Source organism: Escherichia sp. MOD1-EC5990 (assembly GCF_002965285.1).
Taxonomy (GTDB): domain Bacteria; phylum Pseudomonadota; class Gammaproteobacteria; order Enterobacterales; family Enterobacteriaceae; genus Escherichia; species Escherichia coli_F.
The window spans coordinates 1-18,319 of sequence record NZ_PTRV01000005.1 but is presented as its reverse complement, the minus strand read 5'-3'; the positions used below and the strand labels follow the sequence as shown (position 1 = coordinate 18,319).

15 protein-coding genes, 1 tRNA gene and 1 pseudogene are annotated in these 18,319 nt (G+C 49.3%); 7 read left to right on the top strand and 10 right to left on the bottom strand.

The window, feature by feature from the left end; genetic code table 11:
• Window position 1: 1 nt before the first annotated feature.
• Complete coding sequence (ppiB, locus tag BEB42_RS07365) at window positions 2-496, bottom strand: peptidylprolyl isomerase B (RefSeq protein WP_000256002.1); 495 nt, start codon at window positions 494-496, stop codon at window positions 2-4.
• A gap of 173 nt (window positions 497-669) precedes the next feature.
• Between ppiB and cysS the strand changes: the two genes are divergently transcribed.
• Window positions 670-2,055, top strand: a complete 1,386-nt coding sequence (gene cysS, locus BEB42_RS07360; protein WP_000912345.1) for a cysteine--tRNA ligase — start codon at window positions 670-672, stop codon at window positions 2,053-2,055.
• Window positions 2,056-2,090: 35 nt separating this feature from the next.
• Here the strand turns inward: cysS and BEB42_RS07355 are convergent, their stop codons facing one another.
• The 3 genes from BEB42_RS07355 to folD all read right to left on the bottom strand — a co-directional run bounded on the left by BEB42_RS07355 (window position 2,091) and on the right by folD (window position 3,800).
• Window positions 2,091-2,612, bottom strand: coding sequence for a metal-dependent hydrolase (locus BEB42_RS07355; protein WP_001143557.1), 522 nt, complete (start codon window positions 2,610-2,612; stop codon window positions 2,091-2,093).
• Between the two features lie 107 nt (window positions 2,613-2,719).
• A complete protein-coding gene (gene ybcJ / locus BEB42_RS07350) occupies window positions 2,720-2,932 on the bottom strand; it encodes a ribosome-associated protein YbcJ (RefSeq protein WP_000190284.1) in 213 nt (70 codons plus the stop codon).
• A gap of 1 nt (window position 2,933) precedes the next feature.
• Window positions 2,934-3,800, bottom strand: coding sequence for a bifunctional methylenetetrahydrofolate dehydrogenase/methenyltetrahydrofolate cyclohydrolase FolD (gene folD, locus BEB42_RS07345; RefSeq protein WP_000729155.1), 867 nt, complete (start codon window positions 3,798-3,800; stop codon window positions 2,934-2,936).
• A 471-nt stretch (window positions 3,801-4,271) separates the two neighbouring features.
• On the opposite strand from folD, the gene fimA reads away from it, so the two are divergent.
• From fimA to sfmF, 5 genes are all read left to right on the top strand, one after another.
• The gene (gene fimA, locus BEB42_RS07340) at window positions 4,272-4,814 is read left to right on the top strand and encodes a type 1 fimbrial major subunit FimA (RefSeq protein WP_000776555.1); all 543 of its coding nucleotides are present in this window, start codon (window positions 4,272-4,274) and stop codon (window positions 4,812-4,814) included.
• A 219-nt stretch (window positions 4,815-5,033) separates the two neighbouring features.
• Window positions 5,034-5,726: a type 1 fimbria chaperone FimC gene (gene fimC / locus BEB42_RS07335; RefSeq protein ID WP_000988389.1), complete on the top strand. Its 693-nt coding sequence runs from the start codon at window positions 5,034-5,036 to the stop codon at window positions 5,724-5,726.
• 30 nt (window positions 5,727-5,756) lie between these two features.
• Window positions 5,757-8,366, top strand: coding sequence for a fimbrial biogenesis usher protein (locus BEB42_RS07330; protein ID WP_074501009.1), 2,610 nt, complete (start codon window positions 5,757-5,759; stop codon window positions 8,364-8,366).
• Between the two features lie 12 nt (window positions 8,367-8,378).
• Window positions 8,379-9,386: a type 1 fimbria D-mannose specific adhesin FimH gene (gene fimH, locus BEB42_RS07325; protein ID WP_000691081.1), complete on the top strand. Its 1,008-nt coding sequence runs from the start codon at window positions 8,379-8,381 to the stop codon at window positions 9,384-9,386.
• A 10-nt stretch (window positions 9,387-9,396) separates the two neighbouring features.
• Entirely contained in the window at window positions 9,397-9,912 is a 516-nt protein-coding gene (gene sfmF / locus BEB42_RS07320) for a fimbria assembly protein (RefSeq protein ID WP_001353380.1), read from the top strand.
• A 2-nt stretch (window positions 9,913-9,914) separates the two neighbouring features.
• On the opposite strand, the gene fimZ is transcribed toward sfmF, so the two are convergent.
• Window positions 9,915-10,547: a fimbria biosynthesis transcriptional regulator FimZ gene (gene fimZ / locus BEB42_RS07315; RefSeq protein WP_000805420.1), complete on the bottom strand. Its 633-nt coding sequence runs from the start codon at window positions 10,545-10,547 to the stop codon at window positions 9,915-9,917.
• Between the two features lie 242 nt (window positions 10,548-10,789).
• On the opposite strand from fimZ, the gene BEB42_RS07310 reads away from it, so the two are divergent.
• Window positions 10,790-10,866, top strand: a tRNA-Arg gene (locus tag BEB42_RS07310).
• Window positions 10,867-10,911: 45 nt separating this feature from the next.
• On the opposite strand, the gene envY is transcribed toward BEB42_RS07310, so the two are convergent.
• From envY to BEB42_RS07275, 5 genes and pseudogenes are all read right to left on the bottom strand, one after another.
• The gene (envY, locus tag BEB42_RS07300) at window positions 10,912-11,673 is read right to left on the bottom strand and encodes a DNA-binding transcriptional regulator EnvY (RefSeq protein ID WP_001177464.1); all 762 of its coding nucleotides are present in this window, start codon (window positions 11,671-11,673) and stop codon (window positions 10,912-10,914) included.
• A 182-nt stretch (window positions 11,674-11,855) separates the two neighbouring features.
• Entirely contained in the window at window positions 11,856-12,746 is an 891-nt protein-coding gene (locus BEB42_RS07290; RefSeq protein WP_001224565.1) for a DUF4434 family protein, read from the bottom strand.
• Entirely contained in the window at window positions 12,747-15,719 is a 2,973-nt protein-coding gene (nfrA, locus tag BEB42_RS07285) for a bacteriophage adsorption protein NfrA (RefSeq protein WP_001353378.1), read from the bottom strand.
• The gene (gene nfrB, locus BEB42_RS07280; RefSeq protein WP_105267257.1) at window positions 15,706-17,943 is read right to left on the bottom strand and encodes a cyclic di-3',5'-guanylate-activated glycosyltransferase NfrB; all 2,238 of its coding nucleotides are present in this window, start codon (window positions 17,941-17,943) and stop codon (window positions 15,706-15,708) included. The genes nfrA and nfrB overlap by 14 nt, the downstream gene beginning before the upstream one ends.
• 257 nt (window positions 17,944-18,200) lie before the next feature.
• Window positions 18,201-18,319 (bottom strand): annotated as a pseudogene (locus BEB42_RS07275) (ISAs1 family transposase); the annotation flags it as partial.

Below are 18,319 nucleotides of genomic sequence, written 5' to 3'. Positions count from 1 at the left end.
ATTACTCGCTAACGGTCACGCTTTCAATGATAACGTCTTCTTTTGGCACGTCCTGGTGCATACCGCTACGACCGGTTGCTACACCTTTGATTTTGTCTACCACGTCCATGCCTTCAACCACTTCAGCAAACACGCAGTAACCCCAACCTTGCAGGCTTTCGCCAGAGAAGTTCAGGAAGTCGTTATCAACCACGTTGATGAAGAACTGTGCAGTTGCAGAGTGCGGTGCCTGAGTACGGGCCATTGCCAGCGTACCGCGGGTGTTTTTCAGACCGTTGTTGGCTTCGTTTTTGATCGGTTCTTTGGTGGCTTTTTGCTTCATGCCTGGCTCAAAACCGCCGCCCTGAATCATAAAGCCGTTGATAACACGGTGGAAAATGGTGTTGTTGTAAAAACCTTCGCGGCAGTAGTCCAGGAAGTTTTTAACTGTTTCAGGTGCTTTATCGTCAAAAGTTTTGATGACAATATCGCCGTGATTGGTGTGGAAAGTAACCATTTTTGCATCCTGTTCCGTTTGATTGGTGCTTCAACCCGATTCGGGTCATATATAGGGTGGTGTTATAGCATAACCGCACGATCGGATCATCACGCAATGTATGCTGATTCGCGCGGGAAATATGGGTATTATACGCAACTCAATTACCCACACATGTCTAAACGGAATCTTCGATGCTAAAAATCTTCAATACTCTGACACGCCAAAAAGAGGAATTTAAGCCTATTCACGCCGGGGAAGTCGGCATGTACGTGTGTGGAATCACCGTTTACGATCTCTGTCATATCGGTCACGGGCGTACCTTTGTTGCCTTTGACGTGGTTGCGCGCTATCTGCGTTTCCTCGGCTATAAGCTGAAGTATGTGCGCAACATTACTGATATCGACGACAAAATCATCAAACGCGCCAATGAAAATGGCGAAAGCTTTGTGGCGCTGGTGGATCGCATGATCGCCGAAATGCACAAAGATTTTGATGCTTTGAACATTCTGCGCCCGGATATGGAGCCGCGCGCGACGCACCATATCGCAGAAATTATTGAACTCACTGAACAACTGATCGCCAAAGGTCACGCTTATGTGGCGGACAACGGCGACGTGATGTTCGACGTACCGACCGATCCAACCTATGGCGTGCTGTCGCGTCAGGATCTCGACCAGCTGCAGGCGGGCGCGCGCGTTGACGTGGTCGACGACAAACGCAACCCGATGGACTTCGTTCTGTGGAAGATGTCGAAAGAGGGCGAACCGAGCTGGCCGTCTCCGTGGGGCGCGGGCCGTCCAGGCTGGCACATTGAATGTTCGGCAATGAACTGCAAGCAGTTGGGTAACCACTTTGATATCCACGGCGGTGGTTCAGACCTGATGTTCCCACACCACGAAAACGAAATCGCTCAGTCCACCTGTGCCCATGATGGTCAGTATGTGAACTACTGGATGCACTCGGGGATGGTAATGGTTGACCGAGAGAAGATGTCCAAATCGCTGGGTAACTTCTTTACCGTGCGTGATGTGCTGAAATACTACGACGCGGAAACCGTGCGTTACTTCCTGATGTCGGGCCACTATCGCAGCCAGCTGAACTACAGCGAAGAGAACCTGAAGCAGGCGCGTGCGGCGCTGGAGCGCCTCTACACTGCGCTGCGTGGCACAGATAAAACCGTTGCGCCTGCGGGTGGCGAAGCGTTTGAAGCGCGCTTTATTGAAGCGATGGACGACGATTTCAACACCCCGGAAGCCTATTCCGTGCTGTTTGATATGGCGCGTGAAGTGAACCGTCTGAAAGCAGAAGATATGGCAGCGGCAAACGCGATGGCGTCTCATCTGCGTAAACTTTCAGCCGTGCTGGGCCTGCTGGAGCAAGAACCGGAAGCGTTCCTGCAAAGCGGCGCGCAGGCAGACGACAGCGAAGTGGCTGAGATTGAAGCCTTAATTCAACAGCGTCTGGATGCCCGTAAAGCGAAAGACTGGGCGGCGGCAGATGCGGCGCGTGACCGTCTTAACGAGATGGGGATCGTGCTGGAAGATGGCCCGCAAGGGACCACCTGGCGTCGTAAGTAATTGCGCTATTGCCGGATGCGAGTTTTCGCATCCGGTTATCGTCTGCGCCACCACAACATTCCCATCAGTAGCATCCCCGGCAACCACACCCACATCAATTCAGAAATAATCACCTGATGCCCGTACGGCGTGGTGTAACGAGACAATGCAAACGGCGCGACTTTAATCACCTGCCAGGGAGCGAAAAAGCGTTCATCTGACCACGGCCACAGCCAGCCAACGCCTTTACCGCCAGTGGTTACCGAATCCAGCAAGCTGTGCGATAGCAACGAAACGGTTAAAAACAGCCAGCAGCGAATCAGCCCAGCCCTGAACCATCGACGTCCAATCAGCACACATAACAGCGGGACAACAAACGCAAACACCAGCGAATGGGTAAACCCGCGATGACCAACAACATTGCCGTAAGCAACGCCAAATTTAAACGACAATACGTCGGCATCGGGCAGCATCGCCAGGATGATTCCGGCAAATAACAGGCGCGGAGGGATGACTTTCGAACCCAACCCTAAACCAATGCAAAGGGGAACGGCGGCGTGCGTAATAACGGTTGGCATGATGGTCGCTTCGGCAAAATGTCGATGCTATCAGCATGGATGAACGGGGCGTAGAGGGCAAAAGTCTGAAAAGAGAACCGGCCTGTTGATACAGGCCGGAAAAGGGATCAGGCAACAACCTGTACGCTGTGACCTGCAAAACTCACTGTCTGACCGGCGACGATTTTGCAGCGTTTGCGCGTTTCAATCGCGCCGTCGACTTTCACCTGGCCTTCGGCAATCGCGATTTTCGCCTGCGCGCCGCTTTCGCTCCAGCCTTCCAGTTTCAGCAAGTCGCACAGCTCAACGTGCGGATGTTTACCTAAAGAAAATGTCGCCATGTTACTCACCCTGTGGATCATGATATTCAACGCACGCCTGTAGCGTGTTTTCGATCAGCGTGGCAACCGTCATCGGGCCAACGCCGCCCGGAACAGGCGTAATGTATGAGGCGCGTTTAGCCGCGTCTTCAAACACGACGTCGCCCACAACTTTGCCATTTTCCAGACGGTTGATGCCGACATCAATCACAATTGCGCCTTCTTTGATCCAGTCACCGGGAATAAAGCCTGGCTTACCGACGGCAACGATCAATAGATCGGCATTTTCTACGTGATGACGCAGATTTTTAGTGAAGCGGTGAGTCACGGTGGTGGTGCAACCTGCGAGCAACAGTTCCATGCTCATTGGGCGACCGACGATATTCGATGCGCCAATCACCACGGCGTTAAGACCGAAGGTATCAATGTTGTATCGCTCAAGCAGTGTGACGATACCACGCGGGGTGCAAGGACGTAGACGCGGCGCGCGCTGGCACAGACGACCGACGTTATAAGGATGGAAACCGTCAACGTCTTTGTCCGGGTGAATTCGTTCCAGCACTTTGACGTTATCAATACCCGCCGGTAACGGCAGTTGGACCAGAATGCCATCAATGGTGTTGTCGGCATTCAGCGCATCGATAAGCTCCAGCAGCTCCGCTTCGCTGGTGGTTTCCGGGAGGTCATAAGAACGGGAGACGAACCCGACTTCTTCACAAGCTTTGCGTTTGCTTGCGACATAAATTTGCGATGCAGGGTTGCTACCCACCAGTACTACGGCCAGTCCTGGTGCCCGCAGTCCAGCTGCAATACGTGCCTGAACTTTTTGAGCAACTTCAGAGCGCACCTGCTGCGCAATCGTTTTACCGTCAATAATCTTTGCTGCCATCAGAGAGAGGATTCCATCTGTTACGTAGGTCGAAGGGGATGCGCCTATTTTGTCAGAAGCGGGGCGCGCTGTCAGGTTTCGTTTCAGATTTATCGCGTGAAGCGACCTCTTGCGAAGGTGAGGCGCACCGTCGCTGAGATTGAAAGCTTCATTTTTCGTCCATGATGACGTTGTAAATCTGGAACTGATTTATTTCCTTGTCTAAGGATTAAGATAATTTAAGAAATACCTGACAATATAAAAAGAATTTTCAGCCTGGTAATTTACCGCTTCAGGTCTATATTTGTGTTGAATATATTTTGCGCGGAAATATTCATCTAACGGGGCTCTCTATTTTTTAGAATAGAGTGCATATTTTCAATTAAGACATTCTTAGAGGATAAAAAGGAATTTTACTACTATCAGTGTCTTAAATAAAGTAATCGGTTATATACGGATGTGGAGTCGATAAATGAGATTGAAGGAATATATATGAAATTAAGGTTTATTTCGTCTGCGCTGGCTGCCGCACTATTCGCCGCTACGGGTAGTTATGCTGCCGTTGTAGATGGCGGTACAATTCACTTTGAAGGCGAACTGGTGAATGCTGCCTGTTCAGTGAATACTGACTCGGCAGACCAGGTTGTCACACTCGGTCAATATCGTACCGATATTTTCAATGCTGTTGGTAATACCTCTGCATTAATTCCATTCACTATACAGTTGAACGACTGCGATCCTGTTGTTGCCGCTAATGCTGCCGTTGCATTTTCTGGTCAGGCTGATGCAATCAATGATAATTTATTGGCCATTGCATCCAGTACCAATACAACAACAGCAACGGGTGTCGGTATTGAAATACTTGATAATACATCCGCAATTCTCAAACCTGATGGGAATAGCTTCTCAACCAACCAGAACTTGATCCCCGGGACCAACGTTCTTCATTTTTCTGCACGTTATAAAGGCACCGGTACAAGTGCATCAGCAGGGCAAGCAAATGCTGACGCGACTTTTATTATGAGATACGAATAATCAAAACTACGTAGTTTTGAATTTTATATCACGTCTTATAACAAAGTAATGTACCGGTAGTCTGAAGCGGTATGGTGGCAATGTAAATCGAAATCACGCTCACTTTGTATCATGCCGCTTTATTAAATGAAAAGGGAATGATGTGTTGTAATAAACCAAAGCAATCATTTCTTTATACTCCTTATTTTTGCCGTCAGGAATACACAAGGCGTATTAACTATGATGACTAAAATAAAGTTATTGATGCCCATTATATTTTATTTAATAATTTCGGCCAGCGCCCATGCTGCCGGAGGGATCGCATTAGGTGCCACGCGTATTATTTATCCCGCTGATGCTAAACAGACTGCGGTATGGATTAGAAATAGCCATACCAATGAGCGCTTTCTGGTCAATTCGTGGATTGAAAACAGTAGCGGTGTAAAAGAAAAGTCATTCATCATTACACCGCCACTGTTTGTTAGTGAACCCAAAAGCGAAAATACCTTGCGTATTATTTACACCGGTCCACCGCTGGCGGCAGATCGTGAGTCTTTGTTCTGGATGAATGTTAAGACGATCCCTTCGGTAGATAAAAATGCATTGAACGGCAGGAATGTTTTGCAACTGGCGATTTTATCGCGCATGAAGTTATTTCTCCGTCCAATTCAACTACAAGAATTACCCGCAGAAGCGCCGGACACACTCAAGTTTTCGCGATCCGGTAACTATATCAATGTTCATAATCCATCACCTTTTTATGTCACCCTGGTTAACCTGCAAGTGGGCAGCCAAAAGTTGGGGAATGCTATGGCTGCACCCAGAGTTAATTCACAAATTCCCTTACCCTCAGGAGTACAGGGAAAGCTGAAATTTCAGACCGTTAATGATTATGGTTCAGTAACCCCGGTCAGAGAAGTGAACTTAAACTAACCGAATCATCTGACAATATCAGAGCTAATTATGAAAATACCCACTACTACGGATATTCCGCAGAGGTATACCTGGTGTCTGGCCGGAATTTGTTATTCATCTCTTGCCATTTTACCCTCCTTTTTAAGCTATGCGGAAAGTTATTTCAACCCGGCATTTTTATTAGAGAATGGCACATCCGTTGCTGATTTATCGCGCTTTGAGAGAGGTAATCATCAACCTGCGGGTGTGTATCGGGTGGATCTCTGGCGTAATGATGAGTTCATTGGTTCACAGGATATCGTATTTGAATCGACGACAGTAAATACAGGTGATAAATCAGGTGGGTTAATGCCTTGTTTTAACCAGGCACTCCTTGAACGAATTGGCCTTAATAGCAGTGCATTCCCCGAGTTAGCCCAGCAGCAAAATAATAAATGCATTAATTTACTGAAAGCTGTACCTGATGCCACAATTAACTTTGATTTTGCAGCGATGCGCCTGAACATCACTATTCCTCAGATAGCGTTGTTGAGTAGCGCTCACGGTTACATTCCGCCTGAAGAGTGGGATGAAGGTATTCCTGCTTTACTCCTGAATTATAATTTCACCGGTAACAGAGGTAATGGTAACGATAGCTATTTTTTTAGTGAACTCAGTGGGATTAATATTGGCCCGTGGCGTTTACGCAACAATGGTTCCTGGAACTATTTTCGCGGAAATGGATATCATTCAGAACAGTGGAATAATATTGGCACCTGGGTACAGCGCGCCATTATTCCGCTGAAAAGTGAACTGGTAATGGGAGACGGTAATACAGGGAGTGATATTTTCGATGGCGTCGGATTTCGAGGTGTACGGCTTTATTCTTCTGATAATATGTATCCAGATAGCCAGCAAGGGTTTGCCCCAACGGTACGTGGGATTGCCCGTACGGCGGCCCAGCTAACGATTCGGCAAAATGGTTTTATTATCTATCAAAGCTATGTTTCCCCCGGCGCTTTCGAAATTACAGATTTGCACCCGACATCTTCAAATGGCGATCTGGACGTCACCATCGACGAGCGCGATGGTAATCAGCAGAATTACACTATTCCGTATTCAACAGTGCCAATTTTACAACGCGAAGGGCGTTTCAAATTTGACCTGACGGCGGGCGATTTTCGTAGCGGTAATAGTCAGCAATCGTCGCCTTTCTTTTTTCAGGGCACGGCACTCGGCGGTTTACCACAGGAATTTACTGCCTACGGCGGGACGCAATTATCTGCAAATTACACCGCCTTTTTGTTTGGGCTGGGGCGCAACCTCGGGAACTGGGGCGCAGTGTCGCTGGATGTAACGCATGCGCGCAGTCAGTTAGCCGACGACAGTCGTCATGAGGGGGAGTCCATTCGCTTCCTCTATGCGAAATCAATGAACACTTTCGGCACCAATTTTCAGTTAATGGGTTACCGCTATTCAACACAAGGTTTTTATACCCTTGATGATGTTGCGTATCGTCGAATGGAGGGGTACGAATATGATTACGATTATGACGGTGAGCATCGCGATGAACCGATAATCGTGAATTACCACAATTTACGCTTTAGTCGTAAAGACCGTTTGCAGTTAAATATTTCACAATCACTTAATGACTTTGGCTCGCTTTATATTTCTGGTACCCATCAAAAATACTGGAATACTTCGGATTCAGATACCTGGTATCAGGTGGGGTATACCAGCAGCTGGGTTGGCATCAGTTATTCACTCTCATTTTCGTGGAATGAATCTGTAGGGATCCCCGATAACGAACGTATTGTCGGACTTAATGTTTCAGTGCCTTTCAATGTTCTGACCAAACGTCGCTACACCCGGGAAAATGCGCTCGATCGCGCTTATGCCTCCTTTAACGCCAATCGTAACAGCAACGGGCAAAATAGTTGGTTGGCCGGCGTTGGCGGAACATTACTGGAAGGCCACAACCTGAGTTATCACGTAAGCCAGGGCGATACCTCGAATAATGGGTACACGGGCAGCGCCACGGCAAACTGGCAGGCCGCTTACGGTACGCTGGGGGTCGGGTATAACTACGACCGCGATCAACATGACGTTAACTGGCAGCTGTCTGGCGGTGTGGTCGGGCATGAAAATGGTATAACGCTGAGCCAGCCTTTAGGGGATACCAATGTTTTGATTAAAGCGCCTGGCGCAGGCGGTGTACGCATTGAAAATCAAACTGGAATTTTAACCGACTGGCGCGGCTATGCGGTGATGCCGTATGCCACGGTTTATCGGTATAACCGTATCGCGCTTGATACCAATACGATGGGGAATTCCATTGATGTTGAAAAAAATATTAGCAGCGTTGTGCCGACGCAAGGCGCGTTGGTTCGTGCCAATTTTGATACCCGCATAGGCGTGCGGGCGCTCATTACCGTTACCCAGGGCGGAAAACCGGTGCCGTTTGGATCACTGGTACGGGAAAACAGTACCGGAATAACCAGTATGGTGGGTGATGACGGGCAAGTTTATTTAAGTGGTGCGCCATTGTCTGGTGAATTACTGGTTCAGTGGGGAGACGGCGCGAACTCACGCTGCATTGCGCACTATGTATTGCCGAAGCAAAGCTTACAGCAAGCCGTCACTGTTATTTCGGCAGTTTGCACACATCCTGGCTCATAAAGGAAATTATCAATGAAGATAATCTGCAGGTCATTATTGGCAATGGCATGTTTGTGGTTAACAAACATATCCTGGGCTACTGTTTGTGCAAATAGTACTGGCGTAGCAGAAGATGAACACTATGATCTCTCAAATGTCTTTAATAGCACCAATAACCAGCCAGGGCAGATTGTTGTTTTACCTGAAAAATCCGGCTGGGTAGGTGTGTCAGCAATTTGTCCACCCGGCACGCTGGTGAATTATACATACCGTAGTTATGTCACCAACTTTGTTGTTCAGGAAACTATCGATAATTATAAATATATGCAATTAAATGATTATCTATTAGGTGCGATGAGTCTGGTTGATAGCGTGATGGATATTCAATTTCCCCCGCAAAATTATATCCGTATGGGAACAGATCCTAACGTTTCGCAAAACCTTCCATTCGGGGTGATGGATTCTCGTTTGATATTTCGTTTAAAGGTTATTCGTCCTTTTATTAACATGGTGGAGATCCCCAGACAGGTGATGTTTACCGTGTATGTGACATCAACGCCTTACGATCCGTTGGTTACACCTGTTTATACCATTAGTTTTGGTGGCCGGGTTGAAGTACCGCAAAACTGCGAATTAAATGCCGGGCAGATTGTTGAATTTGATTTTGGTGATATCGGCGCATCGTTATTTAGTGCGGCAGGGCCGGGTAATCGACCTGCTGGTGTCATGCCGCAAACCAAGAGCATTGCGATCAAATGTACGAATGTTGCTGCGCAGGCTTATTTAACAATGCGTCTGGAAGCCAGTGCCGTTTCTGGTCAGGCGATGGTGTCGGACAATCAGGATTTAGGTTTTATTGTCGCCGATCAGAACGATACGCCGATCACGCCTAACGATCTCAATAGCGTTATTCCTTTCCGTCTGGATACAGCTGCGGCGGCCAATGTCACACTTCGCGCCTGGCCTATCAGTATTACTGGTCAAAAACCTGCCGAAGGACCGTTTAGCGCGCTGGGGTATTTACGCGTTGATTATCAATGAGGTATGGAGAATGAGAAGAGAACTCTTTAGCTGTTTCTGCGGGCTACTGTGGAGTTCCAGCGTATGGGCCACGGACCCTTTAGGAACGATTAATATCAATTTGCACGGTAACGTTGTTGATTTCTCCTGTACCGTAAACACAGCGGATGTTGATAAGACGGTAGATTTAGGAAGATGGCCCACGACACAATTGCTGGCCGCTGGCGATACCACGGCACTTGTTCCTTTTAGTCTGCGCCTGGAAGGATGTCCTCCGGGATCAGTCGCGATTTTATTTACGGGAACGCCGGCATCCGATGTCAACCTGCTGGCCCTGGACGATCCCGCAATGGCACAAACCGTCGCCATCGAATTACGCAAGAGCGATCGCTCCCGGCTTGCGCTGGGCGAGGCGAGCCCGACTGAGGAGGTAGATGCAAATGGCAATGTAACGCTAAACTTTTTTGCCAATTATCGAGCGTTAGCCAGCGGTGTCCAACCAGGTGTGGCGAAAGCGGATGCGATATTTATGATCAATTATAATTAATATTATATTAATTCATATAATTTGGCGTAGTCGATAAGTTCTACAATTGAATGCAAACCGAGTTTGCCATAAATATTAGATTTATGCGCACTAATTGTTTTATTGCTAAGTAATAGTTTGTCTGCAATTTCTTTATTAGATAATCCGCTAACCAGATAGCGTAATATAGTCACTTCACGATTAGATAGCACAGTAGCTGTTGAATTATTGGTGCTGCATTTATTACTTTTTATATAGTTGAGCGTTTCACTGGGAAAAAAAGTGTATCCAGAGAGAATCATCTGAACGGCATGAAAAATATCATTCTGATCATTGCATTTACTGACAAAACCGTTAGCACCCGCTTGTATCGCTCTGCCCGCATAAAAGCATTCTGATTTTGATGATAAAAATAATACCTTCACCGTACTCTGGATTTGTTTGATTCTTTTCAGGAAGGTAAAACCGTCTGTACCGGGCAAGTCTATATCCATAATGATTAAATCAACAGGACGGGTTCGGAGATAATCGATGGTTATGCGGTAATCATCCGTTTTCAGGACAATCTGCAATTCACTGTTTTTTTGCAACAGAACTTCAATGGACATTCTGATGATAGGATGGGTATCCATAATGATCACCGACGTTGGTTTCATAGTTACCAGTCTCACAGGGTAGGACAATTTTCCGTTAGGGCTGGAAATTGTACTTTGATACATGAAAATACGGGTTTTCTTGATTCAGATGCGCAGCGGGGTGCGTTTGTTTGCCGCTATAGCGAAATAAATCAGAAAATCAGACGTGGTCGTTCACTTGTTCAGCAACCAGATCAAAAGCCATTGACTCAGCAAGGGTTGACCGTATAATTCACGCGATTACACCGCATTGCGGTATCAACGCGCCCTTAGCTCAGTTGGATAGAGCAACGACCTTCTAAGTCGTGGGCCGCAGGTTCGAATCCTGCAGGGCGCGCCATTTCTTCTTCATTTATGCCAGTCTTATCTGTTTCCGCTTTGCCCTTCACCACATCACTTTTTGTCGCTGTTTGGCGAGATAATTCAACGGTGTCAGGCCGTAAAACGCCTTAAAAACAGAGATAAAGTACGACGTGCTGCTATAGCCACATAATTGCGCTACCTGAGTGATATTTTTGTTATCCATCAATAACATCTGTACGGCGTAACGCATACGACACTCTGTGACAATCTGGCTATAGCTGGTATTTTCGTTTTTTAATTTCTTTTTGAGCAGGCTGGGGCTTAAACATAGCGAACTGGCGACAATTCGCAGATTCCAGTAATGCTGAATATCGCTTTGAATAATGCGGCAGACGCTGTCGCGGACGCTGCTGCGTAAGATATACATCAGTAGGGCAATAAACCGCGATTGCTCAAGAAAGTTAGACAATACGGTAAAAAGCAATGCGCGCGTCAACTCCGCTTCGCAGGGTTTGCTGGGTTGCTGCTTGCTGTGGTTGGCGGCTAGCCGGAACACTTCCGGTGTACGGCTATGACAAGCGATAACCGGGGTAGCCAGCCGCGACCAGGGCTTTACACAGGTTAAGTTCTTATTTAAAAACAACAGATAATCGTTGATGATGTTACGGTTGATGTGGGTGATTAATACGTGATTTAACGTTGAGAGTTCAATGACGTTATTGTTGCACGCGAAGGCGGCCAGGTAGTTTTTCGGAAGGGTAAACGTAGCATGGTTATTGACGCTTACCTCTACCTCTTTTTCGGTCAGGATCACCACGCAAGGTTCACTGCTGCTCAATTGCATTTCGCACTCCTCAGATATCAGAAACTCCGCTCAAAGGATCTATGCTTCCTGCATGAGTGATCGGCCCGTTCGCCGATAACGATCTTCTTTCTTTAGCACGCTTTTTAGCAATTAATCTTGATGGAATTCTGACGAGAGCGAAAGAGGTAAGCCAGGTCGTACCCGACTTACCTGGAGGGGATTTAATACTCGAGAATGCCGTGCGCGACGGGCAAATAGCGCAGAGAGAAATAGAGCGTGTCTTTACCACAAGAGGAACGTTTTGCTAACAGTGAGGCAATTTCTGCGTCTGGCTTCGGTTTCGCGGTAAAGGTTTTGCCTTTACCGGCGACAAACAGTTCATAAACAATGCCGCTGGCAGGGGCGGAACTTTGGCAATCGGCGCAGGCCTGTAGATAACGTTCACGCTGTTCAGCAGTAAGTTTATCCACGCCGCTGCCATCCTGAACCCAGACATTAACGCCGGTTGCTTTAACGTGTTCCAGCAGTTGGCGATAGCCATCGGGCGACATATTTCCGGCGAAAAAACTACTGATATAAACCGGTTTTGCTGAAACATCGCTAATCAACCGCTGCGCGTTGTTTAACCATGTCAGCAAAGGTTGACGGGCGGCTTCGCTGCGCCAGTTCAGGTCGTCAATTTCCGCGCTGATGTACCAGCCATCCGGCGTTACGCCAGGCGCGGCGCTCCATAATCTGGCTTGCTGGAGATCGGCAGCCAGCAGGCGATTAAGATAGCTTTCCAGCGCCGCGGATGACTGTTTCTGGTGCATAAAAAATTCCGGATCGGCATTCAGCCCGACAATCAGCTTCAGGCCAGCCTGTTGCGCAGCTGCGGCACGCTTAAACAATAACGCACGCTGTTCTGGCTGGGTGAATGCATCGCCGTAACGGGTCCATTGCAAAACCAGGGTATCGAAGCCTTGCAAACGTAACTGACTCATCAGCCCCTGCCACTGGGTATCGGTAACCTGACTATCACGGTTTTGTGGTTGCCAGATAATACCTTTCATCGCAAAGGAAAAAGGGCTGACCAAAAGCAGTGTCAGCAATACGAAAATGAACTTACGCATTTACCAGTGCACTCCAATGGTGAGAAACGCGTTGTTGCGCTCTCCGTTACGTTGATTAATCGCCTTAAAGGTATGTTGATATTCGACGCCGAGACTGACTTTGTGCGGCCAGGCGTCGTAGTGCGTCTCGCCGGTCCAGATATTCCAGCGGACCCCGACACCGCCAAGCTGCGCGCCCTGAGTGCCTTTATCACGATAACCGTTGTCCTGAACGTGAGCGTAAGGCTCAATAGTCTGTCCGTTAGCCACCTTCTGATGCCAGCTTAAGCGATAATCTGCCGTCCACGCCTGAATATCCTGGCGGACATATTGCGCCGCATCGAGGTACAGGTTTTGGGCAAACCAGCCTGAACCGTTCGGGTGCCATTCGTCGCTGTATTTGCCTCCATTAAAGAATGAGGCGCTGGCGCGCAGCATGGTATCGGATGCGCCATTTTGCCCGTTCAGCGGCAACTGCTGTTCGACGGCGAGGAAAAAGATCTGATCGCGCAGCGGCTTCCAGCGCAGACCGGTGCCGGACATCGGATTTTTCACCGGCATCATCACCCCGTTTTCTCCGGTATCGGCAAATACACGGCTGTAAACCGAGAGCAGGTCGCCTTCCAGCAGCATATTGCGTCCGATGCGGTACTCGGCTTCCAGTTGCCCGTAGCTACGATAGCTTTTCCCTGGCGCTGCGCCGCCGACATTATTGTTAGCGGTACTCATTGCGCCGGAACGCAAGCCGATAGAAGAATCGAAACTGAACGTCCAGCGGCGACCGACCTCCTCATGCAGACGGCGGAAATTGAAGCGTTGCTGATTTTGCTCTGGGGTCAGTGGGGTTATCAGCGCCTGATTATCAATGTCATCAATCACCAGCCGGGCGTAGTGCTGCGTCGCAGGCATATCATCCAGACGCTGGTTCACGTAGGCCAGTTGTCGGATAAGTGCCGGATCGTCCGGTAGCCCTTTATGCGCCTGTTCGAGCATTTCCCGCGACTGTGCGATATCACCGCTATCCCACAAGGCGTAACCGAGCGCTGCCTGGGTGTTGCTATTATTCGGTTCCAGTTCCAGAGCGGCGCGCAAATCACTCACCGCCGCCGGGACATTATGACGTTGGCGATAAATTGTCGCCCGCGCAACGTAAGCGTTGGCAGAAGGCGCAATATTGATTGAGCGCGTGAGATCGTTCAGTGCGAGTTCCGGCTGACCAGGAATGTAACGTTGCGCATGCAGCCACCAGTAGAGGGCATTGTTTCCCAGCCCACGTTGTTCTGCCTGCTGAAGCCAGCGATCGCGAGCCGCACCATTTCCTGCCGCCTGGGCGGTATTGGCAGCAGCAAGCAGATCCTCATTGCTCATGTCGTGAAGACTGATTTTCTGCCAGGCCGCCAGTGCGGTGGCGTAATCCTCAACCTGATACGCCTGATAGGCTACCGCACGATGTTGCCAGGCGTTCGGTTGCCGTTGTTCGGCCTGAAGCCATGCATACAACGCCACACCGGGTAGCGTGTCCCGATAACACTTTGCCAGACGGTTCCAGGCGGCAGCATCGTAGGAAGGCGACATATCGCCCAGCAAGCGAACTATTGCCGGGCAATTATCTGCAATACCCGGCAACTGACTTTGCCACTGACGTTGCTCCGCCAGCGGTAAGGGTTTCGATAAAATCGCCACCTTCGCCGGAGTTGCCAGGTAAGGATGACTTTCCAGCAGAGACGCCAGTCGCGCCATTAAAGTCTGGCTGACACGCGCATCGCCCTGGAAAGGATAGCGTTGCAGCAATAAATCGGCAGCTTCGCGTGACTGCTCGTTCTGCATCAGTTGCCAGGTCAGTTGATCCAGGCGGGTAAGATTTGCCGGTTCTTGCTGATATAGCAATCGTGCCAGACGCAGAGCTTCAGCCTTGTTATGGGTCGCTACGCTAACGGTATAACGCTCCTCAAGCATTTCATTGGCGGGGAGGGTGGCGAGCAGTTTTTGCGCTGCGTCGTACTGACCTTCTTTTAACAGCACCGGTAGCGTCGCGCCAACAACATACTGGCGGTTATCGGCAAACTGTACCGTATAATTCGCCAACGCCTGAACGGGGTTGGCGCTGTATTTAGATAACAGATAGAGCCAACTTTTCTCTTGTGCGTCCGTGGTAAACAGCGGCTTATTTTCAATGAGATAATGCTGGAGGCGTGCTTTCTCGCCACGATAAGCCAGCGCGGTCGCGTAAGTAATATATGACTGTGGATCGGTGAAGATCCCCTGTGATTGCAGCGCCAGGATCCGATCATCCAGCTGCCCGGCAAGAAGCACGTCAAACCACTGACGGCGTTCTGCCGCGCTTAATGTGTTCTGCTGGCGTGCTTCATTGTATAGCGTATCTGCCTGGGACCATTGTTTCAGGTAGATTGCGCGTTGCAGCAGATCGGTTCGCAGCGTTTTTCCTTCCGTCGATGCAGCAAACGTCGCATCGTTCAGTTGCGCTCTGGCGACAGGTAATTGTGCCAGCCGCAGGGCATTCTGCCCGACTTCACTGCGACAACGCAGGGTCGGCGCAGCGTCGCACGCTTTTTGCTGGGCAAGCAGTTCTTCAACAGTCGTAACGCTTTTCACTTCAACTGGAATAGCCGCCAGACTGCGCTCAAGTCGGGCATCTCCTGGGTGACGTTTCAGTTGATCCTCAAGCAACAGCCGCGCCCGGTCATCATGACCAAAATGGCGATAGGCTTCCGCAAGGTATAAAGTCAGCGGAATATTATCCGGCACCTGCTGGTGTATATATTCAAATTCGCGGATGGCGGTTGCTTCGTCGTTATTTTTCTGTGCCTTCAGCGCCTTATCGAGACGGGGATAAATAACAAAATGGCGATAATTGCTCAGCCCCAGCTCTTCTGCGCTGGTGCCGATATTGTCTGCGAGTGCGCTGGTACTCAATAAAGACGTCAGCAGTAAACCAGACCATCCGATGACGCGATTAAGGTTATTCTCCTTCATTTTCGGACTCCAGTTGCGCAACCTGTTCTGTGTTTAAACCTACTTTGAGTAATAGTGATTGCATCGAAACTTGTAATTCGCGTTGAATTGTCAGGACGCGATCCAACGTTTCCTGGCTGATAACGCCTTCGGTGACCAAAAACTTGCCGAGCGGCAGAGAACTGCGTTCATGGCGCAATAACAACACGTTAATTGCTGAACGATTAATATGACCGAGCGTGGTCAGTATTTCGGCGAACAGGAACTGATGCGGCACATATTGCCGCCAGATTTCACCGGCCTGCTGTTCCGTGAGCCACTGATGCTGAACCGCATTGTACAACATTGCCCGCGGATCGTGACCGCGTCGGCGTGCATACCAGTGACGTAATCCGGTGACAATTTGTCCTCGCAGAACAATGACGTAACGCACTTTGCGTCCAACTTTACGCGTCAGGGCTGCCAGCGAAACCGGGTCAATACCATCTTCACTGCCGACAATTAACTCATCATTTTCCAGACGCAGCGGTAGCACCGTATAATGCAGCGCCACGGAGGCCGGCATCGCGGCAATCAGCGAAGAAGGGATCTGCCAGGCATCGATGGACTCCCACGCCACGCCGTTTTGCTCTGCCAGTGCCTGTGCCAGCTGTTCGGCGCTAATCAGCCCCTGCATCAGCATTGAACCGCCCAGGCGTAGACCTTCGACACGATTACGCAGTGCCGTATCGAGTTGTTCTTCAGTGATGACCTGATTTTCCAGCAGAATTTGACCTAACGGGCGCAACGAGCGGGTATCGCCAGTGACGCTGGGGAAGTCATGCGTTGTTTTATCCCACGCGACGCGACGTGGATCGCCGTGTTGAAGCACCTGTTTTAACGCGCGCCAGTTGGCCATGAAGTTAATCAGGTTGCCCCAGAAAAGACGCAGGACAGATAGCAGCCCCTGCGTCAGACCGTAGTAGCCAGTGACAAAAATCACCCGCTGCACGATGCGGTTAACCATCAAACCAAAGTTTAGCCACAGCAGGGTCATTAACCATGTGCTGCCGCTGAAAATAGAAAGGAAATGCCAGGCATCGGGCCACAAACTTTCATACGCCAGTAACAGCAAAAGCTGGATCATCACCAGCATCGCGAGGAAGCTGACAAAGTTACTGATTGCCCCTTTGCGGTCGCGCCAGAGAAAGTAGTTCAGCGTCAGGCTGGAGGTCCATTTATGGGTTTTAAAGCCCTGGAAAACAATGCCGATGATCCAGCGAGACTTTTGTCGAACCGCCGTCGAAAAGGTATCGGGGAAATATTCGCGCACGCAGATCATGTTTGACGTCCGCGCGTGCTGTAAAAATTTACGCTGCTCGCGTTCTTTGGCTTCGTCCACCACCGGAAAACGGACAAAAATTTCCGTCATACCTTTTTCTTTCAGGCGGAAACCAATGTCGTAATCTTCAGTAAGACTCTGCACGTCGAAAGCAATACCGTCACCGTCAGCTAACAGTGCGGTCACGGCGCGGCGGCTGAAACAAGTACCGACGCCTGCGCTGGGCACTTGTCCGGCGAGGGCTTCACGCACCGGAACATCTTTGCCATGCAGTTCTGAAAACTCATCAATGTAAGTCATGCTGGTGAAGTGCGTCCATTCGCGTTCGAATGGGTATACCGGGATCTGAATCAGATCTTTACGCTCGACCAGATAGTTGAACAGACGCAATTCCATCGGTGAAATTACGTCTTCGGCGTCATGCAGAATAAAACCAGCAAAAGCGAAATTGGCGCTACGCTCAAACTGGGTGATGGCGTCCAGCACGTTGTTCAGGCAGTCGGCTTTGCTGGTGGGGCCAGGACGCGCGCAGACTACCTTATGCACGTTTGGGAAGCGAGCGCACACTTCGTCAACATCACGCTGAGTATCGGGGTCGTTGGGGTAGGTGCCAACAAAGATATGATAGTTTTCATAGTCGAGCGTGGTCGCCGCCAGCTCGGCCATATTGCCGATGACGCCCGTTTCATTCCACGCCGGAACCATAATCGCTAACGGTTTTTCATCTGGTTTATACAGTTCGCGGTAACTCATTCGCGGGTAGCGGCGATAAACACTCAACTTGCGTTTAATGCGGCGTACCCAGTAGACGACATCAATAAAAAAATCGTCCAGCCCGCTGATGAACATGATGACCGCTAACGTTATCGCGATTACTTTTAAGCCATATAGCCAGGTTGCAAAAACATCAAGAAGCCAGTCCACACAAAAACCTTACATTAACGCTGGTTATGTTTAGGGTGGCGTATATTAAAGTTTTTTATGAATTGTGACAGCTTTTTATCATTAATAGGTAGGATTATTGCGGCACGTTATTTTTACACTGGTTATAAAAGTTGCCGATTGTGCAGGATGTAGGCAAAAGCGCGGAGGTGAAGGTCATAGTGAGGAGGATAGGCGGCAACCGATCAGGTCATCATGTTGTGGAAGTGCCTGGAGGAGGTGAGCAGGGCAGGGAAAGATTACGAAAGCCCGCTCCCCGCAAGGACTGACGCCAGATACTTTCTGTCCATGGCTGCTTTTCGCATCTTACGTCTTAACCCTGCCTTGAATACCTTATCATTCGTCAAAATATTAATAG

Bases quoted from the DNA above. Each gene is read 5' to 3' on its own strand.
- BEB42_RS07330 (WP_074501009.1), top strand. From the start codon at position 5,757: ATGAAAATACCCACTACTACGGATATTCCGCAGAGGTATACCTGGTGT.
- ppiB (WP_000256002.1), bottom strand. From the start codon at position 496: ATGGTTACTTTCCACACCAATCACGGCGATATTGTCATCAAAACTTTT.
- nfrA (WP_001353378.1), bottom strand. From the start codon at position 15,719: ATGAAGGAGAATAACCTTAATCGCGTCATCGGATGGTCTGGTTTACTG.
- fimH (WP_000691081.1), top strand. From the start codon at position 8,379: ATGAAGATAATCTGCAGGTCATTATTGGCAATGGCATGTTTGTGGTTA.
- envY (WP_001177464.1), bottom strand. From the start codon at position 11,673: ATGCAATTGAGCAGCAGTGAACCTTGCGTGGTGATCCTGACCGAAAAA.
- fimZ (WP_000805420.1), bottom strand. From the start codon at position 10,547: ATGAAACCAACGTCGGTGATCATTATGGATACCCATCCTATCATCAGA.
- ybcJ (WP_000190284.1), bottom strand. From the start codon at position 2,932: ATGGCGACATTTTCTTTAGGTAAACATCCGCACGTTGAGCTGTGCGAC.
- sfmF (WP_001353380.1), top strand. From the start codon at position 9,397: ATGAGAAGAGAACTCTTTAGCTGTTTCTGCGGGCTACTGTGGAGTTCC.
- fimC (WP_000988389.1), top strand. From the start codon at position 5,034: ATGATGACTAAAATAAAGTTATTGATGCCCATTATATTTTATTTAATA.
- cysS (WP_000912345.1), top strand. From the start codon at position 670: ATGCTAAAAATCTTCAATACTCTGACACGCCAAAAAGAGGAATTTAAG.
- BEB42_RS07290 (WP_001224565.1), bottom strand. From the start codon at position 12,746: ATGCGTAAGTTCATTTTCGTATTGCTGACACTGCTTTTGGTCAGCCCT.
- folD (WP_000729155.1), bottom strand. From the start codon at position 3,800: ATGGCAGCAAAGATTATTGACGGTAAAACGATTGCGCAGCAGGTGCGC.
- fimA (WP_000776555.1), top strand. From the start codon at position 4,272: ATGAAATTAAGGTTTATTTCGTCTGCGCTGGCTGCCGCACTATTCGCC.
- BEB42_RS07355 (WP_001143557.1), bottom strand. From the start codon at position 2,612: ATGCCAACCGTTATTACGCACGCCGCCGTTCCCCTTTGCATTGGTTTA.